General features: G+C 41.3%; 25 protein-coding genes and 1 pseudogene. 11 read left to right on the forward strand and 15 right to left on the reverse strand.

The window, feature by feature from the left end:
- Positions 1–10: 10 nt before the first annotated feature.
- Both V1500_RS21160 and V1500_RS21165 read left to right on the forward strand, forming a co-directional pair.
- The gene (locus V1500_RS21160; protein ID WP_409302353.1) at positions 11–556 is read left to right on the forward strand and encodes a TetR/AcrR family transcriptional regulator; all 546 of its coding nucleotides are present in this window, start codon (positions 11–13) and stop codon (positions 554–556) included.
- 244 nt (positions 557–800) lie between these two features.
- Positions 801–1,352 carry a helicase gene (locus V1500_RS21165; RefSeq protein WP_409302354.1) on the forward strand — a complete coding sequence of 184 codons (552 nt, stop codon included), beginning with the start codon at positions 801–803 and terminating at the stop codon, positions 1,350–1,352.
- A gap of 201 nt (positions 1,353–1,553) precedes the next feature.
- On the opposite strand, the gene V1500_RS21170 is transcribed toward V1500_RS21165, so the two are convergent.
- The 5 genes from V1500_RS21170 to V1500_RS21190 all read right to left on the reverse strand — a co-directional run bounded on the left by V1500_RS21170 (position 1,554) and on the right by V1500_RS21190 (position 6,022).
- The gene (locus V1500_RS21170) at positions 1,554–2,261 is read right to left on the reverse strand and encodes an SDR family NAD(P)-dependent oxidoreductase (RefSeq protein WP_409302356.1); all 708 of its coding nucleotides are present in this window, start codon (positions 2,259–2,261) and stop codon (positions 1,554–1,556) included.
- Positions 2,262–2,319: 58 nt separating this feature from the next.
- Entirely contained in the window at positions 2,320–3,489 is a 1,170-nt protein-coding gene (locus V1500_RS21175; RefSeq protein WP_409302357.1) for an MFS transporter, read from the reverse strand.
- A gap of 291 nt (positions 3,490–3,780) precedes the next feature.
- Positions 3,781–4,878: an alpha/beta hydrolase gene (locus tag V1500_RS21180; RefSeq protein WP_409302359.1), complete on the reverse strand. Its 1,098-nt coding sequence runs from the start codon at positions 4,876–4,878 to the stop codon at positions 3,781–3,783.
- Positions 4,879–5,349: 471 nt separating this feature from the next.
- Positions 5,350–5,652 (reverse strand): hypothetical protein, encoded by a 303-nt coding sequence (locus tag V1500_RS21185; RefSeq protein WP_409302360.1) that lies wholly within the window; start codon positions 5,650–5,652, stop codon positions 5,350–5,352.
- Positions 5,653–5,788: 136 nt separating this feature from the next.
- Positions 5,789–6,022, reverse strand: a complete 234-nt coding sequence (locus V1500_RS21190) for a hypothetical protein (protein WP_409302362.1) — start codon at positions 6,020–6,022, stop codon at positions 5,789–5,791.
- A 534-nt stretch (positions 6,023–6,556) separates the two neighbouring features.
- Between V1500_RS21190 and V1500_RS21195 the strand changes: the two genes are divergently transcribed.
- Entirely contained in the window at positions 6,557–6,616 is a 60-nt protein-coding gene (locus tag V1500_RS21195) for a hypothetical protein (protein WP_409306069.1), read from the forward strand.
- Between the two features lie 954 nt (positions 6,617–7,570).
- Here V1500_RS21195 and V1500_RS21200 read toward each other — a convergent pair.
- The 8 genes and pseudogenes from V1500_RS21200 to V1500_RS21235 all read right to left on the reverse strand — a co-directional run.
- A pseudogene (locus V1500_RS21200) lies at positions 7,571–7,770 on the reverse strand (winged helix-turn-helix transcriptional regulator); the annotation flags it as partial.
- 177 nt (positions 7,771–7,947) lie between these two features.
- Positions 7,948–8,826: an aldose 1-epimerase family protein gene (locus V1500_RS21205; RefSeq protein WP_409302364.1), complete on the reverse strand. Its 879-nt coding sequence runs from the start codon at positions 8,824–8,826 to the stop codon at positions 7,948–7,950.
- 575 nt (positions 8,827–9,401) lie between these two features.
- Positions 9,402–9,962 carry a hypothetical protein gene (locus tag V1500_RS21210; RefSeq protein ID WP_409302366.1) on the reverse strand — a complete coding sequence of 187 codons (561 nt, stop codon included), beginning with the start codon at positions 9,960–9,962 and terminating at the stop codon, positions 9,402–9,404.
- A 137-nt stretch (positions 9,963–10,099) separates the two neighbouring features.
- Positions 10,100–11,470, reverse strand: a complete 1,371-nt coding sequence (locus tag V1500_RS21215; protein WP_409302367.1) for an aldehyde dehydrogenase — start codon at positions 11,468–11,470, stop codon at positions 10,100–10,102.
- 217 nt (positions 11,471–11,687) lie between these two features.
- Positions 11,688–12,266 (reverse strand): histidine phosphatase family protein, encoded by a 579-nt coding sequence (locus tag V1500_RS21220; RefSeq protein WP_409302368.1) that lies wholly within the window; start codon positions 12,264–12,266, stop codon positions 11,688–11,690.
- 230 nt (positions 12,267–12,496) lie between these two features.
- Positions 12,497–12,679 (reverse strand): hypothetical protein, encoded by a 183-nt coding sequence (locus V1500_RS21225; protein WP_409302370.1) that lies wholly within the window; start codon positions 12,677–12,679, stop codon positions 12,497–12,499.
- A gap of 106 nt (positions 12,680–12,785) precedes the next feature.
- Positions 12,786–13,403 (reverse strand): NUDIX hydrolase, encoded by a 618-nt coding sequence (locus tag V1500_RS21230; protein ID WP_409302371.1) that lies wholly within the window; start codon positions 13,401–13,403, stop codon positions 12,786–12,788.
- A 35-nt stretch (positions 13,404–13,438) separates the two neighbouring features.
- Complete coding sequence (locus V1500_RS21235) at positions 13,439–14,704, reverse strand: ATP-binding protein (protein WP_409302373.1); 1,266 nt, start codon at positions 14,702–14,704, stop codon at positions 13,439–13,441.
- A 435-nt stretch (positions 14,705–15,139) separates the two neighbouring features.
- Here V1500_RS21235 and V1500_RS21240 point away from each other — a divergent pair, with 435 nt between their 5' ends.
- The 8 genes from V1500_RS21240 to V1500_RS21275 all read left to right on the forward strand — a co-directional run bounded on the left by V1500_RS21240 (position 15,140) and on the right by V1500_RS21275 (position 24,251).
- Entirely contained in the window at positions 15,140–16,798 is a 1,659-nt protein-coding gene (locus V1500_RS21240; RefSeq protein ID WP_409302375.1) for an alkaline phosphatase, read from the forward strand.
- A 307-nt stretch (positions 16,799–17,105) separates the two neighbouring features.
- Positions 17,106–18,206, forward strand: a complete 1,101-nt coding sequence (locus tag V1500_RS21245; protein WP_409302377.1) for a CotS family spore coat protein — start codon at positions 17,106–17,108, stop codon at positions 18,204–18,206.
- A complete protein-coding gene (locus V1500_RS21250; RefSeq protein ID WP_409302379.1) occupies positions 18,203–19,753 on the forward strand; it encodes a glycosyltransferase family 4 protein in 1,551 nt (516 codons plus the stop codon). Before V1500_RS21245 ends, V1500_RS21250 begins: the two co-directional genes overlap by 4 nt.
- A 101-nt stretch (positions 19,754–19,854) precedes the next feature.
- Positions 19,855–20,121, forward strand: coding sequence for a hypothetical protein (locus tag V1500_RS21255; RefSeq protein ID WP_409302381.1), 267 nt, complete (start codon positions 19,855–19,857; stop codon positions 20,119–20,121).
- 186 nt (positions 20,122–20,307) lie between these two features.
- Positions 20,308–21,597, forward strand: a complete 1,290-nt coding sequence (locus V1500_RS21260; protein WP_409302382.1) for a UDP-glucose dehydrogenase family protein — start codon at positions 20,308–20,310, stop codon at positions 21,595–21,597.
- Positions 21,594–21,806 carry a hypothetical protein gene (locus V1500_RS21265; RefSeq protein WP_409302384.1) on the forward strand — a complete coding sequence of 71 codons (213 nt, stop codon included), beginning with the start codon at positions 21,594–21,596 and terminating at the stop codon, positions 21,804–21,806. Before V1500_RS21260 ends, V1500_RS21265 begins: the two co-directional genes overlap by 4 nt.
- Positions 21,803–22,960, forward strand: a complete 1,158-nt coding sequence (locus V1500_RS21270) for a glycosyltransferase family 4 protein (RefSeq protein WP_409302386.1) — start codon at positions 21,803–21,805, stop codon at positions 22,958–22,960. The genes V1500_RS21265 and V1500_RS21270 overlap by 4 nt, the downstream gene beginning before the upstream one ends.
- 148 nt (positions 22,961–23,108) lie before the next feature.
- Entirely contained in the window at positions 23,109–24,251 is a 1,143-nt protein-coding gene (locus V1500_RS21275) for a zinc-dependent alcohol dehydrogenase (protein WP_409302387.1), read from the forward strand.
- 85 nt (positions 24,252–24,336) lie between these two features.
- Here V1500_RS21275 and V1500_RS21280 read toward each other — a convergent pair whose 3' ends face one another.
- Together V1500_RS21280 and V1500_RS21285 are read right to left on the reverse strand one after the other, a co-directional pair.
- A complete protein-coding gene (locus V1500_RS21280) occupies positions 24,337–25,332 on the reverse strand; it encodes an LLM class flavin-dependent oxidoreductase (protein ID WP_409302389.1) in 996 nt (331 codons plus the stop codon).
- A gap of 132 nt (positions 25,333–25,464) precedes the next feature.
- The gene (locus V1500_RS21285; RefSeq protein ID WP_409302390.1) at positions 25,465–26,094 is read right to left on the reverse strand and encodes a response regulator; all 630 of its coding nucleotides are present in this window, start codon (positions 26,092–26,094) and stop codon (positions 25,465–25,467) included.
- Positions 26,095–26,105 lie beyond the last annotated feature (11 nt).

Below are 26,105 nucleotides of genomic sequence, written 5' to 3' on the forward strand. Positions count from 1 at the left end.
ATTATTAAAAATGTCTAATGTGGATAGAAGAGTGAAAAAATCTCAAGAAGCAATAAAAAATGCTTTTGTTGAACTGATGTCAGAAAAAAGTTTTGATCATATTACGATACAAGATATTTCAGATAGGGCAAATGTAGGTCGAAGAACCATTTATGATCATTACACGGATAAATTTGATTTATTGGATAAGCTCATCGAAGAACATATTAATGAACTAAGGAAACTGTGTGAATCAGCAGCTGAATTAAGTTTTGCTGAGGGAAATCTGATTTGGTTTGAATACTTTGAACGTAATTATTCATTCTTTTCAACCATGTTAACTAGTAAAGGAGCACCTGCTTTTCGTATTCATTTTCTTGAATTTGTAATCGAGGAGTTGGAGGATGAAGTAGATGTAAACGAAGGAATAAATAAAGGATTAAGTAAAGATTTAATACTTAAATTTTTTGGAGCTGCCATTGTAGAGATAGTAGAAGCGTGGATTACTATGGGAATAACTGAACCAACTAAAGTCGTGGCAGAACAAATGGGGATTTTGTTAGATAGGAATCTATAGTTATTGCGTAGATTCGAAGCTAATGGAGCATTGTAGTAATGGTCCAGTTTGTGAAGTTTTTCACTTAAACTAAAGGGGCGTTGATGCAGGAACGATTAACGGCCTTTTTTATTGAATACCTCTTATTGAGCTGACGGGGCAGGTTAGTTGAACAAGGGAATTTATCGAGAATTTTGAATATTACATGCAGTCCATAATATCGGTTTTTCAGCCTATGGAGTCAATATGTTAGGAGTGATTACATTTGCGTATCGAAAATGATAACATATATCCCAATTGTCAAGTTATTACCAGAACAGTAGAGGTTGGCGGACTTACGAAATCACAGCTCATTCAGAAATTGCAGCAATACTCTATCTTGATCAATGAGTATGGAGATAGGCTATTAGCTGATGATAAATTTACAACTTCTGATACAAAGTACAGCCTTCAGACCGTGGAACTAACCGTTGGCGACCTTGGATTTCCTGACGGAGCTACTACGGCTCAGATCTTTAAAAGAGCAAGCGAACTTGGTTTGGAATTATGTCCGCTTGAGCTGGGACCTCACCTAAGATTGGAGTATCTGGATCAGCCTGAAGGTTCGGCGAATCTTATACAACGACATCAGGCTCCATCTGGCTCCATTACAATAGCGTCGGAGATACTAGCTGAAGACGATGATTTTCCGAAGGGCTTTTATCTTAGACGAATTAACGGAGTGTTGTGGCTACGAGGATACCGTGCTGATCATCTGCACGGTTGGAATCCTGATGATCATTTTATCTTTTGTCAGGCAAAAAAGAACGGGTGTTAGAGAAAAGGTCCAAAGCTGTGTTCTACAGCTTTTTCTTATTGTGCTAAAGGGGCAGTTTAGTTTAAGTATATTCCTTCACATAGTTAAAGAAAAAACCGATTATCCTAGTCATGAAAAGGAAGTTCGGTTTTTTCTTTAATCCAATTTTAAACAATAACAAATCATGTTTCGATACTTAAAACATAATTGCTCATCCGTTAGCTACCATCTTATTTGTTTTCCATCTCTGAAGAATCCTCCGTTAGGTCCTTCTGGTCCAATCGTCGCTAGCCAAAGGATAGACCTAGCGGCTTGCTCTGCTGTTATTGGAGCAGATGGTCCACCCATATCTGTACTTACCCATCCCGGATCGACAGCATTTATTTTGATATCATCAGTGATTTCTGCTGCAATCAATCGTGTCAATCCATTTAGTACAAATTTAGACAACTTGTAAGCTCCTCCTCCTGGGTATGACATTTCGCTCATCGCCCCATATTCTGAGGAAACATTAATGATTCTTCCATAACCTTGTTTTTCCATAAAATGTATAAAGGAACGGATGACATTGTAAGTGCCAAAGAAATTGGTTGTCATTGTTTTCTCCAGAATGGAAGGATCCATCGCCGTTAACTTTTCATTCTTATCTAAATATACACCTGCATTATTAATTAATATGTCTAATCTTCCATACTGCTCATTTACTGTAAGCGCAGCCTGACTGATGCTTTCTTGATTATCTACATTCATAACCACAAATGAAACATCCATATTTGATTCCTTAAGTTTTTGAACAACTTCATAACACTTCTCTGAATCCCGACCGCTTAAGATCACCTTAAAACCCTTCGACGCCAATTGTTTTACCAGCTCATATCCAATTCCTCGATTCCCACCGGTTATAAGTGCAACTTGTTTGTCTTGTAACACTTATATCATCCTTTCTTTATTTTTATAGAAAGTAATTAAAAATAAATATGGACACAACTTATGTGGTTAGTTGTTTTATAGGACTATACATGTAGTTTCTTAGGAAAATAAATATAACACTTAACAGCAACGATAATAATCCTACTAATACAACGTATGGAGTTCCGATTGTTGAAATAAATAACCCGCCTACAGCTGCACCAATTGTTGTACCTAAGTTAGCGGATGTTAAAAATAATCCATTAGCGAAATCCGGGGCTTCGGCAGCTGCAGACAAAATCCAATACTGAGTGATATTCCCCCCAATACCAGCCAATATTCCCCAAATAAGAGTAATGACCGTCATAGGTACGGTAAAATGCCCTGTGAAAAATAATAGGATATAAACTGCTCCCAATACAAAAGGATAAGATAAAACAGATTTGTTCGCATTTTTACTAAGTAGTTTCCCTGCCAAAATATTTCCAATAACATTGGATCCACCGTAAATGAATAACATTATACTAACAGTATGCGAAGACATATTCGTAACTGTTTTCAGATAATCAGCAAGATAACTATAAACTCCAAATACTGCAGAATTTAATAAAATGACAGTCACAATAGAAAGCCAAGTAATTGATTTTTTTAATACCGATAATTGAGCTCCGTAAGAAAGTCTTTTCTCAACCTGCATAGATGGTATAAATAGTAATGTAGCAATGAATGTAATAATATTTACGACAGCAAAGAATACCATAGCCATTTGTAAAGAAACTACACTAGCAATAAAACTTGCGATTGGAACACCGATTACCATACCAGCAGATACTCCTATAAATACTTTAGCAACAGCCTTTGGAGATTCTTCTTTACTAACTGAGGCAGCTGCTACTGAAAAGGCCATTGAACAATATATCGGATGAAAAAAGGCTGGAATAACACGAGCAATTAATAGAATAAGAAAGTTTGTTGTTAATATAGATACGACGTTCCCCAAAACGAAAACACCTAGTACAAGTAACATGACCTTCTTTCGATTTATTCCTGAAAATAATAACGGCATCGTTGGACCAGATATGGCAACAACTAGGGCAAAAAAACTCACCAGCCATCCTGCTTTTGAAACACTAATATGAAAGTATTCAGCAATATTAGGCAATATCCCGATAATACCCATTTCGGTATTTAAGATGCCGAAAACCCCGATGGTTAATATAAAAATGAGCAAATTGTTTTGTTTAGCCAAAAAAACAACTCCTAACCCCAACTTTTAATCGACTTTTTCAATGGTCACTGTAAAATCATCATTCATACTTTCGAGCCTATCTGACAGCTCTTCTATGCCGGATTCAATTTCCCCTAGTTTAATAATCGTGTTTGAATATTCTAAATCCTAATAATATATAGCTAAATTCCCCATTGTTAATTGTTATTTGTTACATGTTACATTCAGATAAAAAAGTGTGAATCCCGACAAGATAAGCAGGATTCACACAGTAATTTCACTCAAAGTTCTTTACGATCTTCAACACAAGCCTTATTTTTTTTCTAGATTTTTTTTGAAAAAGGACTCGAGCTTTTTGAACGGGATGTACTCCATTCTGTCATACAAGTCCACATGACCTGCGCCTGGAACAATATAGAGTTCCTTTGGTTCGGCCGCCAGCTTGTAGGCGTCTTCACTGTAGTATCTGGAGTGGGCATTCTCACCTGCGATGAACAGAATTGGACGCTGCGAAATCGTCTCAATCTTCGCGAACGGGAAGAAGTTCATGAGCGCTCCGGTACTAGTCATGCTATAGGGCATTGAGCGGGGGTGATATCCCCTAGGCGTACCATAGTACTCAGAGAATTCTTGGGCTGCTGCTTGTTGTGAGGGTTTTAGTTCCACGGCAGATCCTGGACCATATTTTATCTGTCCACTCTCAAAATCGATCCAGCGCTGTTCTGCGGCTTCTTCAAGAGCTTTTGTCCGTTCTTCCTCGGTCATTATTTCGCTCGGTACTGGTGCAAACCCCAATCCCTCACGGTTAGCGCGGCCCATGTCATACATACTAACTGTCGCGATGGCTTTTAGCCTAGGGTCAATCTGCGCAGCGCTGACCGCAAACCCGCCACTGGCACAAACGCCGATAACGCCAATACGGTTACGATCCACAAATGGGCGTGTGCCCAAAAAATCCACGGCGGCGCTGAAATCTTCGACTAACGTGTCCGGTAAAGCAATATTACGTGGTTGCCCTCCGCTTTCTCCAGTATAGGAGGGATCAAAGGCGAGAGTTACAAAGCCCCGTTCTGCCATCTCCTGGGCATACAAGCCGGCCGTCTGTTCCTTCACGCCAGAGAACGGGGGTCCGACAATGATAGCTCGGGATTTCTTTGATTTATTAATATTCTTAGGGAGATACATATCCGCGACTATTTTAATACCAAGTCTGTTAGTGTATGAAACTTTTTCAACAGTTACCTTGTTGCTTTGAGGAAAGGTCTTGTCCCATTCTAGGTTATTTGGTTCAGATGCAACAGTCTTGTTCCGTGCTGGGCTGCCTGCCCCAGATGCACTGGTGGTCGTAAATAAAAGCAATCCCAGTGCTATCACTGTAAGTACACGCGTGATAATAGATTTTTTTTTCATTTTAAAATAACACCCTTTCAAATTTGGATAATTAAAGATTTTCTTCTGGGGTATAACTCCTTTTTTCTTTATTCTAAAGTGTTATATATATATATTCTATTGCTTATATCTCATATCAAGAAATGCTTAATAGGCATATCTAAAATATCTATAATAAAAAAATTGAGAGAGGGGAGTGATTATAGAATTAAAAGTTTTGCACTGTAGCGAGAGAAAGAAGAATAAAGGGTGCTGCTGACTGTGGATGATAAACAGCCAACATTGTCTAGACTGCACAAGAGTTAGGGGGATTCTTCGTAGTTACAGTTTCATTCTGGTAGATGAAAGAATGATACTGCGAAAGAGAGCAGGAATCGATGTATTGTCGATAAATTAGAGGTAGGGTTAGTTGACATATATAAAGAATGTCCCAAAAAATAGGCATTTTGGGATTTCTGTAACTTAATGGTAGCATTTCTTCATTCCAATCGGTTAAAGTCGGTTTAGGAAACGTCTGAACCCGTCGTTCCCTTCTTTTGTCTGCTTAAATACCCCGCAGTCTTCCTGCCCTCGTAAAAATTTAGCCGCAATAGCCTGACGAACAAATTCTTCAGCGTCGCCCCGGCTGTCATACGTTAGCCGGAGCTCCTCCGCCCAGTCACGGTGTTCGCTTTTAAGCTGTTCTGATCCGCCGGCCACAAATGCGGCGACTTGGGCTAAATCCTCTTTTAAGCGTGCCGGCAGTACAGCAAGCCCCATGACTTCAAAAACCGGCTGCTCGCGCTGCTCAAGCAAAACGATTTTATCAAGCCGGAGGAAAACGTATCGGCACTCACCATTCCAGAGCTTGTAGAACGGCTGACCGAAGAAGCTGAAGCGAAAGGGATCATGCCGCCGTTTCTAGAAGATAAGGAAATATTTGCAGCGGATCTTATGAATATTTTTGTATCCAAGCCATCTCAAATCGCTCATTCTTTTTGGGAACGCTATTCGGCTGCTCCGCAATTGAAGGAACCATTCCTCGCTTCCAAGCGTTACCGGTAAATCCGGTGATTGGCGCGGGCTGGATGGTTTGCATGCCCTTAGCATACACCTGGTATCGCTTTTCAATCAGCCCGGCCTGCCAGGCTTTTCGGATAAGCTCCTCCACATAAGCAAAAATCATAAACGAGCCGCTCCTTTTGTAGCCATGTGGATGATGCTCATGCCAATGCCAGGCGTCGCGGATAATGGTTGAAATGTCTGTACGGGACGACGACCAGCCGACAAAAATTGTATTTTTCCCCAATATTCAGTTATGTTTACTAAATATTCTATATTCGCCTTAAGATTTCTTTTTTTGTGTAAATAAAAAATTAACGATAGCCTCCGTACCATTTGTTAATACTCCTGGAACAGGCACTCCTATAATAGTTTTTAATGTTTTTAAAATTTTTGTTACAAAATAGTTTCTGCTAAATTATCATAATCGTTTGAATATTTTTACAAATAAGAGAGTGTCCTTTATATTCCTGAAAATATGGGGTACCAGCACCTTCTAGCCCTTTGGAAGGCACCATTGTCACGCCTATTTCCAAAGACACCGGCAGTGCTAGGCAAATATGCGAACAGCTGATAGAAAAAAAATGATATCTTCAAAACGTTATTCTTGGCTAAACCAAAATACTATCATAAAGTATGTAAGGTTCTGGACCAATTAGTGACTCAGCGAATACTGGTGTTTGTTGAAGGCAAAGATAAAGCTGACCGTGTATATTGAATGAAATATTGTTTTGATGAATTGATTGCAAGATTAAGGTTATAGCCGTGAAGTTAACCACTCATTCCTCATAAGAAATACCGGATATATTAACATATACGTCACTTGCTTATCGATAGCGTAAATATTCTACCGTGGTGTATAATCAACTACATTTTGGTAAATAAATACCCGTACAGTAAACATATATTCGTTTCACAAAAAAAGCCTGCAATATGCAGACTATTAACCACAGAATTTTACAAAAGCAGGGCTGCTGAAATTTGTATAGCACTCGTAGAGTTAGATACAAACGATATTTGATTATTTTGAACTCTGATATCTAACCGATAACTAAATGGCTTAAAACGGCAGCTAGCTCCCTTAAAATCGATTTCGAGGTATGAAGTTAAGTGAGGCTTTTTCCCCTATTAACGTTTTGACGGAAGAGTAAAAGAGCACATCTGATCAAGAAAAACTTCAAAGTTGCAGATCGACAGCCAGATGCTATTCTCCGGGGACTGGGGACAATTCGGGGACCAACCAAAACAAATTGTGCCCAAATAAACCCACCGAAACAACATCATCATTAATCGAATGCCAATGTAGCCCACTATATCAACACATCTGTTACAATCGAATTCACTATTCTTCTCTGGCAGCGTAGAGGTCAGCGGTTCGAGCCCGCTATGCTCCATATATATGTTTTCTAAAAAAACCTTGAGCAATCAAGGTTTTTTTCTGTATAACATACCAGACAAAATTTCAACAAATGTATTCATAATCTTACCCGAAATATATAACAACAATTTTTACGACTTACAGATATTATTTACATGTTTTCGGATTGTACTGCTTCGTTTGTTTATAAACTGAATCACTGCAGGTACAAAAAAAAGACCACAAGTCCAGACGTATTGACGTATACTTGTGATCTTTAGTTGAAAGGATGCTATGTAGTATATGCACTTATATTTAATGTAGATCAATTACATTTTCTATATAGCACCACTCGTACATAGAATCCAGGAATGGCATTTAAAGGCTGTCCTTGTTCAGTGAGTGAATACTCCACTTTTGGCGGATACTTGCCTTTTTACGATATGATCATGCTCTAGCTCGCGCAGCTGATTCACCAGCATTCTTGGTGTTATGCCAGGCATAAGGGCTTTTAACAGTTTTACCTCATTTTTTAAGGGAGAGGGGATTGCAATTCGGTTTTATCCACAACCCTACGCCAAACTCCCACCAGATTATTGTTTTACAAATTTGTTTTTTGGGACTGTTTTGTCTTGCCTTTTTCAAGTTTTGTTTTCATGGTAAGGCTGTAATAAAAAATGCTGCTAAAACAATCATATAAACTTCATTTTATACTCGGCTTGGAACGTTTCACCTATTTCAAGTTTATTGATTCCAAATTTCTCCTTAAGTTTCCCGGATGCATTATATGTATCGGCAATGCCGTACCAGGGCTCAATGCAAACAAACGGCGCCATCGTATTATCAGCATCCATATATCTTGACCATATGCCAACAAACGGAAATTTTTCAAACATTACTTCTACACCATGACTCGATTTATTTGATAACAGTGTAATTAAATCAATATTACTGTAAATAAGTGCATCATTTATGAATAGAGAATCAGTGAGTTTAACGGTGGAAATATCATCTGCAGGTCCTTTTTTATGAATAAGAGAATCCTTTAGCTCGTACTCCATCACATTCTTATTCGCAGCAGCAGTAAAGTGTAAACTGTAGTCCTCAATTGTTTCATTTTCTAAAAGCGGAACCCTAAAAGCAGGATGAGCCCCAATGGAAAAGTACATTTCTTCCTTGTTTTCATTCACTATTTCCCATCGAATGTTAAGTGAATCCTCTATCAGTGTATAGTGAATGAAAGCTTTAAATTCATAGGGATAAATATTGGCGAAACGTCCAGCAGAGTCAAACGAAAAAGAAACGTTTGTTTTCGTCTGATTGACCAGATCAAATATAACATCACGCAAAAAGCCATGTTGTGACATCTTATAGGTCTGAGCATTGAGTTGATATTGATCTCCCTTCAAACGTCCAACTATCGGAAATAAAACCGGGGAGACCCGTCCCCAGTAAGCGTCATCTCCTGTCCACATATAGTCTATCCCATTTTTCTTATGCTTCACTTTACGGACTTCTGCTCCGTCACTTTCTATTTCTACCTTTAACCAATCATTTTCGATTTCTATCATCTTGTATCTCTCATTTCTGCTACAGATTTCTCTTCTTTATTATACGGAAATCCTCCCGTTAATAAAATTATCTTAAATCATCTTAAATTTTATCTCTCAGTGGATAAGTATTTACCTGTTGAAGACCTATTCTTTTGTTCTCTGCACTGTAGAGGTCAGGGGTTCAAGTTCCTATGCTCCATACAAATGATTAAAGAAAACCTTGAGAAATCATGTTCTATTCCATTGCTCAGAAAACAAGTGCTAAGTAATACAGGATGGACGCAGCCCAAAAAGGGCACCATTTATTTTATGTTTTGAATTACGCACTATTTGTTAGATATATCTTAGAATATGCCTTGGCTACACTCTTTTTGAAAGCTCGCACAACTGAGCATGTCGTTGGGGTAAAGATCGCTCAATTCCCTTCGCTTTCAGTCAGGGCTGTAATTTGTTGCTCCTAAATCAACAACCCGCCTTGTTAGGAACTAGTAATATTATTTGATCATTCATATTCAGATCCAGCCGCCTTAAGAATTTCACAACATTTTATATATCACAGGGTTAAAAAAAGAGCCCCAAAGAGCTCCCGGATTTTATTGCCCGATTTCGGATCTGATTTTTTCCACTTCAGCATTGATTTTGGCTATTTGAGCTTTTAAAAGGTCTTGTGCCATTTGCAGATTGGTTGTCTGTTTTTCAGCCTGGAGATCTAATTTAGCCTGGTCCAGCTTTTGTTGGCTTATCTCTTTATTTCGTAAGTAGGCTGTTTTCTCATCTTGCAATTGCTGTTGTCTTTGCATCTGAGCTTGTCTATCCTGCTCCTCTTTTTGTAGCCTGTCATCTTCTTTTTGTTTATTTGCAGCACGATCATACCCATTTTGATTGGCAACGTTTTTATTGTTTGATTGTATTATATAAGAGCCATCAGACATCGAAATGATGATCATGGATTCGCCTTGAGTCTTTTCAAACACACTGCGCTGCCCTTTAGCCACATGGTATTCGCCATTATACTCAAAGAAAACGTCATCTCCTTCAACGTGAGCCGTGCCAATATTCGATACAAAGCTTTGAACAGGATCAGCACTGCTTTGTCCGCATCCAGTCAGAATTAATAAACCACCAATCATAAAAGTTAAAAGAAATTTCTTCACAAAGTTCCCCTCCTAGTAGCTACATAACTAATATCGTTTAGAGGGAATGTTTTTTAATAACTGCTTCATTAAAGATTGACTAAAAATAAATTTCCAGCTGAACTTTTAAGCATGGGATTTAAAGGCTTCTTCTGGTTCTACTTCATGAATAGCTTAATTTTATTCAAGGCATTCTTGGTTGTCGGATAACGAAAAGGAATGTCGAATCTTGTGGTCTGTTTTAATATACTTTTTTCGTGCGTAAAAACATCAAAGCTTCCTCGTCCATGATAAGCACCAATACCGCTCTCACCTACACCGCCAAATGGAAGATAGGGAGAGCTTAGATGATAAACTGTATCATTGATACAGCCGCCCCCAAATGAAATATTGTCTAAAATCTGCTGTTGGATTCGTTCACTCTCAGAGAAAATATATAAAGCCAGAGGCTTTGGCCTGTTGGTGACCTGGGTAATGATGCTTGATACATCGTTGTATTCCATTACTGGCAGTATTGGTCCAAAAATTTCATCCTGCATAACCTTGTGATCCCACGTTATATTCGTAAGGATTGTCGGCTCTATAGCTAGCCTGTTTCTGTCATGGCGTCCGCCATGGAACGTTTGGCCATCGTCAAGAAAAGTGATAAGCCTGTTGAAATGACGCTCACTGACAATCCTGGTATACTCTTTGCTGGATAATGCTTCCGTTCCGTACAATTCAATAATCGCATCCCTTAAAAGCTTCAGAAAATCATTCTTTATTCGGCTGTGTACAAACAGATAATCAGGTGCTACACAGGTTTGGCCTGCATTCATATACTTTCCCCACGCTATTCGTTTAGCAGCAAGCTTTAAATTGGCATCCTCATGAACAATACATGGACTCTTGCCTCCAAGCTCAAGTGTCACAGGAGTCAGATTTTTTGCCGCTGCCTCCATGATGATCCTGCCGACAGGGACACTTCCCGTAAAAAAGATATAATCGGTCTTTTCCTGTAATAATGCCGTGCTTGTTTCCGCAGTTCCCTCGACTACGCATATGTACTCCTCCGGAAAACTCTCGCTGATCAATCTCGATAATAATGCGGAGGTTCGGGGCGTTAGTTCAGAAGGTTTCAATATCGCACAATTTCCGGCACCGATCGCTCCTATCAGCGGTGCAACAGCAAGCTGAAAAGGGTAATTCCAAGGAGCGATGATAAGCGACACTCCATAAGGCTCAGGATATATATAGCCCTTGGATCCGATAAGAGTTAAAGTCGATTTCACTTTTCTTGGCTTGACCCATTTTTTTAGATGCTTCATCGTAAAGCTGATTTCTGAAAGGACGATCCCTATTTCAGTCAAATAAGAATCAAATTCACTTTTATTCAGGTCCAGCTTTAATGCCTCCATCAATTCCCTCTCGTTTTTTTCGATGCAGGTACGCAGCGCGGCAAGAGCATTCATGCGGAAGCTCACAGTTCTCGTTGCTCCTTGATTAAAGAATTCTCTCTGCTTTTTAACCAGCCAGCTATAGTTTTCCATGCATTACGCTCCCTATTATGTGCCGTGTTAACCAGTGGCCCATCAGTAATCTTCTTTCAATATGTTTGCTGCATGATTCCTATCACTTTTGCAATGCTGCATTAACGGTTTTTCTGATGTACTGTATCGACGCCTCGATTATCCATGCTGACTAAATGTCATTCTAATTCGATACATCTGTAAAACTGTGGATGTTCCCGAGACCAGAGTGTGCCAGTCAGTGATCCGTTAAATGCTTCGTACAGTTATATAATTCATTTTCCCAAACATCATTTGTTAATCTTATTTTAGTGAGCGAGGTGTTCATCAGCCGTTCTGTTTTTGTTAACTTCGGTACCAATTGCTCCAGCAGCTGTCTTATGAAGGAACCATGGCTGATAATCAGGACATTCGAATCGGGATGTCTTTGTATAAGCTCGTTAATGAAAGAAAGGCCCCTGGAGACTACACTCTGGTTTGTCTCCATCCCTAAATCGAGATCCCTCCAATTATCGCCCCATTTCTGGATTCTTTCCTCTACGGTTGTACCCTCAATTTGCCCTCCGCCTGCTTCACGGATCCTCTGGTCAACTACTACCGGAATATCTAGCTTCTCACCTATTATTTCTGCTGTCTTTTGAGCACGAAGCAAATCACTGGAATAAATAAAATCCCAGTTTTCTTTACTAAGCCTGTCTGCTAATTTTTCCGCTTGAAATAATCCTTCCCGGTCCAGTGGTATATCCGAACTTCCCTGTGCCCTGCCTTCTTTGTTCCACGCAGTACTTCCATGGCGAATAATCCCTAATAATGTCATTTGATTTCTCCCTTTATATTTGGATTGATTCTTTATTACTCAAAAATAGCCGCTTTTTTAAAATTTTTATTGCTTGTATGGTTAACATTAAAACCATTAATTCTGTGTTATTCAATAACATTTTACAAAAATTATCAAAAAAATCCCTAAATCTGCTCTGGAACCTACAGATTTAGGGGAATTACAGACAAATAAAAGACCTCCGTCAGAAGGTCTGTAATATATAAGATTTAGAATTCGTTTTCTGAGGGAAAGTCTCTCCCTGTCGCTCCTGGATGTTTATCCGTGTTCATTTGATTGTTGTAGCCAGGGTCGTTTTTGCCCCTCCGCGGGTATTGTTCTCTCGTCCCGATGTATTCTGATTTGTGTTCCTGCTGGATTTTATTGAATTTGGTTTTATCAACATTGACCATAATTTCCGACCCTCTCTTAAACGATATTTTGCAGATAAGGCTGCCTGAATGTTTATGTTTCGCTATTTTCAGCGAAGGTATACAGGGCAAGTTGGAGGTCCGGTGTTTATTGTCGCATAATTTGAATATAATGGCTGAGGATTCTTGCCGTCAGGCCCCAAATAACTTTATTGCCATACGTGTAAAAATGCTCATCCATACTGCGTGTTTGCCAGTTATAATTTCCCCCGCCCGCAATCCGTTCAAGAGGGAAGTTTTCTTCTGGCTCGGCTTTAAAATTTACACGGTACACTTCCGGTGGATTATTTATAAAAAAGTGGATTGGAACCGTAAAAATTTCTCCAACCTCCTCAGGATTTGGACTAATGTGCTCCGGCCTCTTAATAAACGCTGCATACGGATAAATGATCATGCCAAATGCGGATATAAAATAATCAAGCGGGAAAGCTTCAGAAATATCTTCTTTTCTAATTCCCAATTCCTCAATTGTTTCCCTAATTGCGGCACTTTCTTCATCTGCATCCTGAGGGTCGATTCGTCCTCCAGGAAAGCAAATTTCTCCGGGCTGCCTTCTTAATTCCAATGACCTCACTTCAAACAATATATGGGTCTCGCCATCCTTTTCAATTAATGGGAGAAGCACAGCATATTTGGAAAACCCTTCACTCCCAAGTATCTTAGGTCTGTGATTACGGAGTCTGTTTAATATATCTTCCTTTTCCATGGCCCTCACCTCCGCTATTACCAGACATCAAACCACTAGTTATCCAGTTTATTCACATGGCGTTGTGCAGGAAATGACACACGAAACGCCGTTCCCTTCCCAATCTCGCTTTTTACATCAATCGTACCGTCCATGGCGCGCACAATGCCATATGTAACCATCATGCCAAGTCCCGTTCCCTTAGCCCCTTTGGTGGAATAGTATGGTTCCCCCAACCGTTTAACCTGTTCATTTGACATGCCTGTTCCAGTATCTTTAATCTCGACTGATACACTGGTTTGGTTAAAATCAGTCTCTACTGTTAAATGTCCGCCGCCAGGCATAGATTCAATGGCATTCTTAATTATATTCAAAAAGCATTGGTGGAACTTTTGCCTGTCGCCTCTGATGGTTCCCAATACAGCAAAGCTGGTGGAAATCTGTACCGAATTTTGGTTTGCCAGCGGCTGTAAAATATTTAGAACATGCCTTAGTTCTTTTTTAATATTTACTTCTTCAATATATTCTAACGAAGGCTTGGAAAAGGTCAAATAATCCTGGATGACCCTCTCGGCCGACTCTAATTCTTCCTTAACGATTGATAAGTATTGTTTTCGTTTATGGGGCTCTATGGAGGTTTCCTGAAGAAGCTGGACAAAGCCCATCGCTGCAGTAAGCGGATTTCGTATTTCGTGGGAGATTGCTGCTCCCATCTGCTCGACTGCCTGAAGCTTCTCAGTTTTGATCAATTGTTTATACATATTCAGATTCTGGACGACAAATTCAATGGCATAGGTAATGAGATAAACACCAAGGGGAGGCACTATCAAATAAGCAACCCAGAGGTCGAATACCCCGCTCGGCGGACTTACGATTTCAATACACACCACATTCAAAAAGCTGATAATTATAGCAATGTATACTGAGGCAGTGATCCGGCGCCTCGGGGTTTGGTTCCAAAACCACGGATGGATGCGCCACATAAAAACAGTTAATGTTCCATAAAAGAAGAAATTTATATAGAAGCCCGGGTCTATTCCATATAACCCGCGCACAACTATGGCGATTAAGGATAATAAAGGACCGATTCCTAAGTACAGTCCACCGATAAGTATAGGTATTGTCCGCAAATCAATACGAAGACCCGATGAAGAATTGAAGGAGAATAGAAAGCAAAGCAAAATGGAAGCAATAAAGAAGAAGATGGCTGATTTTCTGGTAAATGGCCTTTTTTGGAATCCTTCCGACCATGCCAGACAAGCAAACATCAATATCAGCAGTAAGCAGAGATTAAAGAAAAAATGTTTTGTTATTTCCACCATAATCACCGTCCAAATGATATCACCTTATGGTGAATTCTACAGTTTTTTTGCTGGGTCTACAATGAATTTTTATTTGAAAATGACAAATATTAGCATATCATGGAATTGAAAAATGTGGCTGGTTTATGGATTAGGTTCAATTTTGTATAGGATTCATGGCCATATTGCTCGAGCAAACCGTTCCCTGCCCTATTATAAAGCCAGGGAACAAACTTTTCTTTGGCCGACAGGATTCATCCTGAAACGATAATACTACCATTGTACCAATTTATAAATAGAGTAGTACAACTACTGCCAGCTGCATTGTTCGTGCAACGATTTGGTATTGATTTTATGTGGCCGCCTTTGATTTTCGCGATTCATAATGTGTCAAGTAAACCAATTTTTTATCAATTTCAACGGTCAGTCGCCACTTTTTAAAATGGAGGGGTTTATTTGAGTACATTTTTCGGCAGAAAAATTGTAGGGGTCACCCTAGCCGGCGCAGTCGCAATTTCCTCTTTAGGATTGGCTGCAAAGAAAGAAGATGTGCAAGCAGACAACAGGCGCAAACAACCAACAAACGTAATTATGATCGTTATGGATGGGACAAGCTCAACTGCTACGACCCTGGCAAGATGGTACCAAGGCGGCAAGCCGCTAGCTATGGATGAAATGGCTTCCGGCGGTGTCAGGACATACTCCGCCGAGTCAGCAATCACAGATTCGGCTCCTGCAGGAACAGCACTTGCTACGGGAAATAAATCAAATGACAAATTAATCGGTATTCTTCCATCCATTGTAAACTCCCCTGGCGTGAGCGCCGTAAGTGAAAAAGATGTACACAGGCCCGTAGCAAATGTGCTGGAGGGCGCGAAACAATTAGGCAAAGCTACCGGCATAGTAGCAACGTCGGAAATCCAGCATGCTACACCAGCAGCATATTCCGCCCACGCTACACATCGATCACAGTACGATAATATAGCAGAACAGCAAGTTTATCAGAATATAGACGTAGTCCTCGGAGGCGGTAGAGAGGCCCTTTCCGCCGGAACCGGAAAGAACTCGCGGAAAGACGGTGAAGACCTATTAAAGGTATTAAAGGCCAAGGGATATGATTTCGTAGAAGACAAGAATGGCCTCTTGAGCACTAAATCCAGCAAGATTTGGGGCAGCTTCGCGCCAAATGAACTTGCATATGACTTTGACCGCGCGTCGGCTAAACCGAACCAGCCTACTCTTGCGGACATGACAGATAAGGCAATTAAGACCTTAAATAAGGATAAAGATGGCTTCTTCTTATTTGTGGAAGGCAGCAAAGTCGACTGGGCAGCACATGCCAATGACCCGATTGGGATAATCAGCGATGTATTGGCCTTTGATGCAGCCGTAAAAAAAGCACTGGATTTCGCCAAAAAAGATGGAAATACAATGGTTATCGCATTGGCGGACCATGGAAACAGCGGTATATCAATCGGAAGCAAGCTGACTGACACAACCTATTCTGAAACTCCCGTTTCCACATATATCGATCCTTTAAAGAAGGCAAAACTAACGGTTGAAGGCGCAAAAAACCTCTTAAAAGAAGATAAATCAAATCTAAAAGAAGTGGCAGATCTTTATGGACTCGACAATCTGACTGCACAAGAACTGGAAACGCTGAAAAATTCGGCCAACATCACTTCAGATATGTCTAAAATGCTGTCAAATCGGGCGCATCTCGGGTTTACAACAGGCGGTCATACAGGTGAAGACGTTTTCCTATTCTCCTATGGTCCTTCCAGGCCGACAGGAATCATCGAGAATACCGATATCGCCAAGAAAATTGCGAAGTTCATGGGTTTTGATTTAGGAATTCTAACTAAAAAACTTTATATTGGCGCATCGGAATCCTTCAAGAAAAAGGGCTATACAATGCGTATTGATGTAACAAATGCCAGCAATCCGGTGTTCATAGCAGAAAAAGAAGGGTACAAGCTTGAGATTCCAGCAAACAAAAATCATGTCAAAGTAAGCTACAAAAATGTACAAAAAACCATTTCAGTTAACGGGGTCCATGTGTACAACGGCAAAGATTTCTACGTATCCGAAAATGTATTAAAACTTGCCAAGTAATAGATTTAGAAAACCTTCCTGTACATAGCAGGAAGGTTTTTCTATTGTTAGAGAAGCCGCCTAACAGTTCTCCTATCCCTCCCCTTTATTTCCAGTCCTTTTATTTCAAGTCCGCCTCCCGTGTGTCTCTATTGGACAAATATAACAAAATTATCGCCGTGTTTGTGTTGCTGTCCTATACAATTAGTAATCCGGAGCATAGGTTGGTAAAAAACAAAGAAAATCAAGTCCCTGTAAGAAAGAAAAAAGCTGTAACTTCAGCAAGGACTGCCATCCGGTTCATCCAATATTTAAAAGGAGGGAGACAGTGACTCAATATATAGAGCCGTGGGAAACCCACGAGTTTACCCATGAATTTTATGTACCTGAATATATTGAACAAATGGCTCAAAACGTCCTGTTACATTATGATTTTTCAGTCAATTCCATGGAAGTGGTCACTACAAAATCCGATAAGGGCGGCGCAATCTGGAAGCTCAATACGGACCATGGGCCAAAAAGTTTGAAGCTCCTGCATCGCAGACCAGGAAGAAGCCTCTTTAGCCTTGCAGCCCAAGAGTATTTAGTGAGTGTTAAACATGCAAGGGTCCCTCCCATTGTGAAAACAAAGGAAGGGGAAAATTTCATTGAGGCGGGCGATAAACTATGGTTTGTAGCGGAGTGGATTGAACCGCTTGAGCCTGTCAGCAAAGATTTGGAGGGAGCTAAGCATCTTTGCCGCGCGGTTGGAGAATTTCACCACTTAAGCAAAGGCTACAGCCCTCCACCTAAAGCTGAAATAGCGACCAGGATTCATAAATGGCCGAAAACGTATAAAAAGGTAATAGAAAAAATGAATTGGTTCAGGAACATTGCAGCTGCCTTTCCTCATTGCCCGGCAAGCGCGCCTTTGCTAGCCGTCATCGACAAATTCGAAACACAGGCCAAAACGAGCCATGAAATGCTGGTTCAGTCAAGCTATTGGGAATTGGCCAAGAACGGAAATGAATATTGGGGGCTGGTTCATCAGGACTATGGCTGGTCAAATGGGCAAATGGGAAAAAACGGCATGTGGATCATTGATTTGGATGGGGTAGCTTACGACCTTCCCATTCGGGATTTAAGAAAGCTCATTAGCGGGACAATGGCTGACCTTGGCAATTGGGATGTCCATTGGATCACGGAAATGATAAAAGCGTACCATGAAGCAAACCCGCTTACCGAAGAATTATACGATTTGCTGATGATTGATTTATCCCTGCCAAATGAGTTTTATAAAAACATCAAGGAAATGGTCTATCAACCTGAAGTATTTCTAAAAGAACCCTCGACCGTCCAATTAATACAGTCCATCATGGATACGGACAAAACGAAATGGCCTGCACTGGAAGCTTTAAAAAATGATTGGAAGGGAGCTATAGGAATATGAAAATACTGATGATCAGCACAGAGAAGCTTCCGGTTCCTCCAGTGTTGGGCGGCGCCATCCAAACTTATATATCCGGAATCCTTCCCTTTTTAAAAAAGGCTCATGATATAACAGTATTAGGAATCAGCGATCCATCCCTTCCAGATAAGGAAACGCTTGATCATGTACATTATGTGCGTGTTCCGGGAAAAATATTTGAACTGTACCATACAGAAGTTTGCAAATATATCGAACAAAATGAATTTGACCTGATACACATTTTCAATCGCCCTCGCTTGGTTTTGCCTGTCCGGCAAGCAGCGCCAAAATCCAAAATCACTCTCAGCATGCATAACGACATGTTCAACCATAACAAAATCTCCTTTGAAGAAGCGAACTTAGTTTTGCACGAAGTAACACGGATTGTAACCGTGAGCAATTATGTAGGAAATGTCATCAGAACTCTTTATCCCCAGGCAGATCCAAAATTGAGGACGATTTATTCAGGGGTAGACACGGAAAGGTTCTTGCCAGGGCATTCACCTAAAATGCAAGACATCAGAAATGAGCTCCGCAGGGCAAATGGCCTGGACAATAAGACTGTCATATTATTCGCTGGCCGGCTGTCCCATAACAAGGGGGTTGACAGGTTAATCCGTGCTCTGCCGGAACTCAGTGAGAAATTCCGTGATTTAGCCCTCGTCATAGTCGGCAGTAAATGGTTCTCCAAGGATGATATGACAGACTATATAGCTTATGTTAGAGCCCTTGCAGAAAAACTTGATATACCAGTCGTTTCTACAGGATTTGTAGCACCAAATGAAATCCAAAATTGGTTTGCCGCTGCGGATTTATTTGTGTGCACCTCATTATGGCAGGAGCCGCTGGCAAGGGTTCACTATGAAGCTATGGCAGCCGGGCTTCCTATCGTCACTACGGCGAGGGGAGGCAACCCCGAGGTTATCATACCAGGGGAAAATGGATTGGTTGTAGACAATCCAGAAGCTCCTGCGGATTTCGCTGAAAAAATTTCTGAAATCCTATCAAACAGGCTGCTTATGAAACGGATGGGAGAAAATGGCCGGCAGCTTGCCCTTTCCGAATATCAATGGGACAGAGTCGCCTCAGATGTTTTGCAGGTCTGGAATGAGGCAGAAGTAACGGAATTGCTCGAAGGATATGAAACAGTCCCCAACATATCAAGTAACATAGCTAAGGACGGCGAAGACACCGTACCCGATTCCATTGCCATTGAGGCTGCTGCTGATCATTCCTCCCATTCACCAGAGGAGATGGAGCTGCCAACACCTGATACAAGCATAACCCAGGGATCCGGCAAAACTATATGGAACCGAAAAATGCTATCTGCTCTAAAGAAAAAGCGCGAACAAAAAACCAGGAAAAACATCTCCGCCGCATTTGCCGCCCCTCCCCTGCCAGTGAATCAATTCGAAATATCCTCCACGCAAAAGACTAAAAGGGACACAATAAAATCCCATTTAAGAGAATCCATAAGGACAAATTTAGCTGACTTTTTGAATGGGGTGCGAAATGCAGAGAACACCTAAACATTCAAAGGATATGGGTGATAGCTCATGCCCTTAAGGCATAAGCCGCATAAACTATATTAAAGAATGGTGAATCTATCTGTTAGGAGGTTACAACTACAATGGCCCAAGAGCACGATTTTTCCGAATTATTGCAAAGGCTGGACCCAGGTTCGGAAGTAAATGTCCATATGAATCATAAAACATTGTACAATGCCAAATTCCGAAAGTTCAATCGAACAAAAGGAATTGCCTATTTTCATATTGACCAGTTTTACCAGTTTGGGAACTTGCTGGTGCCTATATCCATCAACAGGATCACTTCCCTAGATCTGCCGGTGTCGCTGGAGGCTACTGCTCTTATTAACGAAGACGATGAAGATGAATAAAAATGAATCCGCAAATATACAAGACTGTCCATAGAATTCCTATGAGGCAGTTCTTTTTTATTTCTCTCTCACTTACAGGCATTTGTTTATATTCTTTTTCCCGGATATGGGCTAATGCCATAGCAATTGGGTTTTCCTGCTAATAAGATATAAAATCTTAGAGCTTAAGAGAGGGGAACACACGCCATGGAAATCTGTGTTATAGGAGCGGGATATGTAGGATTAACAACAGCGGCTGTCCTAAGCGATCGCGGGCATACTGTTTGTTGTGTGGACACTGACCTGGACAAAATTAATCTTCTGAGACGCGGAGAGGTTCCAATCTATGAACCGGGGCTAGAAGAACTAATAGCTAAGAATCAGGAAAACTTAAGCTTTAGCGCTTCTCCAGCTGAAAGTGTGAGGGCCGCCTCTGTAATTTTTGTAGCAGTAGGAACTCCTTCACGCCCGGACGGCAGTACTGATTTACGCTATATTTTATCAGCTGTTGATACGATTGCTGAGGCGACCTCAACATATAAAACGATCATTATTAAGAGTACGGTTCCTCCCGGTACAAATGAACAAGTTTATCTAGCTTTGCTTCGGAAAGGATTAGCTCCCGAACTTTTCGATGTAGTGTCCAACCCTGAATTCCTTAAAGAAGGCAGTGCCATCAATGACATGATTCATCCCGATAAAATTGTAATAGGGAAACAAGACACGGATACTACTTCCTTCTCCGTTTTGCAGCAAGTGTATAAGGGCATTGATGCACCAATCATACTTACCTCGCTGAATGGAGCAGAAATGATTAAATATGCATCCAACGCTTTTCTGGCTACCAAAGTATCTTTCATAAACGAAATTTCAAGGATATGTGATAAATACGAAGTGAATATTGAAGATGTCAAAGATGGCATCGGTACCGACCCAAGAATTGGGCCTCTCTTTCTTTCCTCAGGCTTGGGCTATGGCGGCTCGTGCTTCCCCAAGGATGTTCGTTCATTGGAACACTCTGCACAATCCAGGGACGTTATTCCACATATTCTCCAGGCAATACAAAACGTCAACGCTACACAAATTGACATTTATATAGATAAGTTATTGGAGTATTTTGAAGATTTAACAGATAAAAACCTGGCTGTTTTGGGCATTGCCTTCAAGCCAAATACCGATGACACAAGGGATTCACCGGCCGTTTCTTTGATTAAAAGATTAAGTGAGCATAGCTGCAGGATCCAGGTCTATGACCCCAGAGCTAAATTCCCCCATCCAGAATTGAAAAACGTGACGCAGCAGGAAACTTGTGAGCATTCCATTCTCAATGCTGATTGTGTCATTATTGCTACCGAATGGGATGAGTTTGTGCAGCTCGACTGGCGTCAGGTTAAGGAATGGATGAAAGGAACCTATATAATGGATGCCCGAAATTGCATTGACGCGCAAAGTGTAAGAAGTACAGGATTATCTTATATCGGGATAGCCCGGCCATGAGAATCCTGGTAACAGGGCTAACCGGATCCATAGCAGGCTCCCATCTTTGTTTAACATTATTGAGATTTTTTAAGCTCTATGGCAAACCCTTGAACACATGGGCGGATATTCCCAAAGCGAACAGGCTGCTTGGATATGGTCCTAAGGTCTCGCTTGAAGAAGGATTATCAATACAAGTAGATTATATCAATAAGGCTGATAAGGTATGAAAATAGCTCTTATATGCACCGAGAAACTGCCCTCTCCTGCTGTGAGAGGCGGGGCCATCCAGATCATGATAGATGGCATTTTACCATTCTTAATCCAACATCATGATGTAACCGTATTTTCGATAACCGATCCAAACCTGCCTGACAGAGAGACCAAGCCTTCGCTTGAATATGTTCGTTTTCCCAGGGATCAGTACGAGCAGCTGGTTTGCGGTGAACTGAGAAAAAGAGAATTTGATTTGGTACATGTATGTAACCGTCCCAAAAATATAGCGATGTATAAACATGCTGCGCCAGGCAGTGCATTTGTTTTAAGCCTCCACAACGATATGTTTTCTGAATTGAAAATATGCCGTGAGGACAGCCTGGAGGCTATCAAACACGCAGATGCCATTACTGCTGTAAGCGAATATATAAAGCGTTGTGTTATTGGAAGATATCCTCACGCGGAAGCAAAGGTGCATGTTCTATATTCCGGAGTAGATTTGTCCTTATTTTCTCCCCCCTGGTCCGGGTACGGCCGTATGTTGCGGGAAGAAGCCCGTAAAGCATACGGTCTGAGGGAAAGCAAAGTTATACTCTTTATTGGCAGATTAAGTAAAACAAAGGGACCCGACATTCTAATAGATTCCCTGCCAGATGTATTGTCCGAGCACCCCGATTCTGTATTGACCATTGTCGGAGGCAAGTGGTTCAGTGATAATACGGTCAATGAATATGTAAGATCCTTACATGAAAAAGCACAAAATTATGGGAAACATGTGACATTCACAGGGTATATTCCTCAAGATAAGATCCCTGAGATTATGGCGATGGGAGATCTTTTCGTCTGCAGCTCGCAATGGCATGAGCCGCTCGCTCGAATCCACTTTGAGGCCATGGCTGCAGGAATTCCGATCATTACTTCCAACAGGGGTGGAAATCCCGAAATCATCAAACACGGCATAAACGGACTTATAATCCAGGAATACGATCGATCCGGTGCCTATGCAGAGGCCATCAACCAACTTCTTTCCAATCCCGTTAAGGCAGGGGCCATGGCACAAACGGGCAGACAAATAGTCGAGGAAAAGCATCAATTTAAGCATGTTGCTGCCAATCTTGCAGCTATCTACAATAAGGTGCTGGCCGAGCGAAACAGCAGCGCCTCTTAATTTATTTTAAAATCATGTTCAGAAATCCGGCGTGTTCTAAACTGCATGGCGGATTTTAAATTGGATCATTTAGTTTAGCCCCAAAATTTTAGGGAAGAAGATTTGTGGGTATATGTCATATGTAATCCATACTTTAGGAGGGTGATCAATGAAGGCAGTAACATTCCAAGGGGCAAAGGATATACAAGTAAAACAGGTAGAAGATCCGTCTCTGCAAAAGAACGATGATATCATTGTCAGAATCACATCGACAGCCATCTGCGGGTCAGATCTCCACATTTACCAGGGGGCTTTGCCGACACACCCCGGATATGTCATAGGCCATGAACCTATGGGAATAGTCGAGGAAGTTGGCCCTGAAGTTACGAGAGTAAAGAAGGGAGATCGTGTAGTGCTTCCTTTCAATATTTCGTGCGGCCATTGCTTCTATTGCCAGCACGATATGGAAAGCCAATGTGACAACTCTAATCCAAACAAAGAGATTGCAGATACCGGCGGTTATTTTGGTTTTACGGAAAGGTATGGAAACTATCCCGGCGGACAAGCAGAACTATTACGGGTACCTTACGGAAATTTCATGCCATTCGTGATTCCCGAATCATGCGAACTGGAGGATGAAGCGCTTCTGTTTATGTCGGATGTATTGCCCACTGCTTATTGGAGTGTGGAAAACTCCGGCGTAAAAGATGGAGACACTGTCATTGTCCTCGGGTGCGGCCCTGTAGGATTAATGACGCAGAAATTCGCCTGGATGAAAGGTGCAAAACGTGTCATAGCAGTGGATAACCTGCCATATCGGCTGAATCATGCAAAAAGAATGAATAATGTAGAAACGATTAATTTTGAGGACTACGATAACGCAGGTTCCTATTTAAAAGAAATAACCGAAGGCGGAGCTGATGTTGTAATTGATTGCGTAGGGATGGATGGAAAAAAATCAGTCGTCGAAGCAGTGGAACAAAAACTGAAGCTTCAAGGCGGCACCCTTAGTGCAATTGAACTGGGCTTGAATTCAGTCAGAAAATTTGGCACCATCCAGCTAACCGGTGTATATGGTTCCAAATATAATATGTTCCCGCTCGGAAATATCTTTGAACGGAACGTTACTTTGAAAATGGGACAGGCCCCTGTCATTCATTATATGCCAATGTTATTCGATAAAATTACCAATGGTGAATTCGACCCTACTGAAATCATTACACATAAAGTGCCTTTAGACCAGGCAAGTGACGCCTATAAAGTCTTTAATGACCACCAGGATGAGGTAATAAAGGTAGTGTTGAAGCCTTAGTCTTATTCTTGATACGAACGGCATCAAAATGTTACTGCCACAATACCAATGCCCTGCACCCAATTAGGCGCAGGGCATTGGTATGCTACTTCAACAAGGTCTCTGCCAAAAGCTCGTAGGAATGGACCTTGGCATCGAAGTCATGGACATTGGTTATAATCATGAATTCATCGGTTTGATAAATTTCCTGCAGAAGCTCTAATTCCTGTTTTACTTTTTCAGGCGTTCCCACAATGGCTCGTTTTCTGTTATGCAGTATTTTTTCCCGATCGCTTTCATTCATAGTGGCATTCTCTGCTTCTTCAATGGAAGGGATTTTGGTATCCAGCCCTTTTTCTACATTCAAAAGCCATCTATCCTGGCTCATCGCCAATCTCTCAGCCTCCTCCTGGCTATCGGCACATATCACAAAGATACAAACGTTCATTTTTGGCTCTTTCAACGAAACGGAGGGGCGAAAACTGCTAAAATATAGTTCGGATGCTCTCTGTCCGTCTGCAGGAGAAATGAAATGTCCATATGTAAAGGCAGTACCGATTTCTGCAGCTAATCTGGCTCCCCTATGTGATATTCCCAGCAGCCACATCTCTGGTTTTTCTTCCGTAATCGGCGTGGGCCTTACTTGATAATACGGATGGTCCTTTGGCAGCGACCCATTAACAAATCCTTGCAAATCCCTTAATTGGCGGGGAAATTCATTCAAGCTTCTGATATTTCCATCCGTCAAGGCGAGCCTGGTAACAGGTGAGCCTCCCGGAGAACGGCCGACTCCAAGATCAACTCTTCCCGGAAACAAAGCTTCCAGAGTCTGAAAGTTTTCAGCCACCTTATAAGGGCTGTATTGAGGCAGCAGGATTCCTCCAGAGCCCACCCTTATTGATTTTGTATGAGAGGCTATATGGGAAAGAAGGACTTCCGGCGAAGAGCTCGCTAAACCATTCGTATTATGATGCTCTGCGACCCAGAAACGGGTATACCCAAGCTCTTCAGTTATCTTTGCTAAACGCACTGTCTGCTTCAGCGCTATTCTGGAGGTTGCTCCCCTGGAAATGGGAGACTGATCAAGCACACTGAGCTGCAATTAAGACACCTTCCCTTTGATTGATAACTGAAATATATATGAACAATGTGTCCTAATGCAAAGAATTGAATGAAAAATATCCAGCAAGTATCAAGATATTATCAACAGAGATTTGAATGGGAGCGCAAGATCTTATTTATCCAGACCATGACGGACGGCATAAAGGGCTGCCTGGGTCCGGTCCTGTAAGTTTAATTTGGCTAGGATGTTCGAGACGTGAGTTTTCACTGTTTTTTCAGTAATGAACAAATCGGCTGCAATTTCTTTATTGCTCTTACCTTTTGAAATCTCCTTTAATACTTCCTTTTCACGTGCCGTAAGTTCCTCCTTCAGTTTATCTTTTTCCTGTAAATGTGATAATAATTGGGAGGTTATTTTGGGATCGAGCTCATTTTCACCCTTCACAATTTTATGTATGCCTTCTACCAGCTTCTCCGGGTCGCTGTCCTTGAGCTGATACCCGCTGGCCCCAGCCTCCAGAGCAGGCAGTACATGATTTTTATCTGAAAAACTGGTGAGGATCATCACCTTGGCGGAAGGGTTTTCTGAACATATGATCTTTGTAGCTTTAACTCCGTCCAAAACAGGCATGGACAGATCCATCAGGACGATATCAGGTTTAAGCTCCTTCGCTTTTTCAATGGCAATCTGTCCGTTTTCAGCTTCCCCTACCACTTCAAGGCCTTCCTGTGTCTGGAAAAACAGCACAAGGCCTTTCCGGACAATGTGATGGTCATCCGCAATTAAAATCTTTATGGACATTGAACCTTCCT

The organism is Peribacillus sedimenti (genome assembly GCF_046237635.1).
Lineage (GTDB): Bacteria > Bacillota > Bacilli > Bacillales > DSM-1321 > Peribacillus > Peribacillus sedimenti.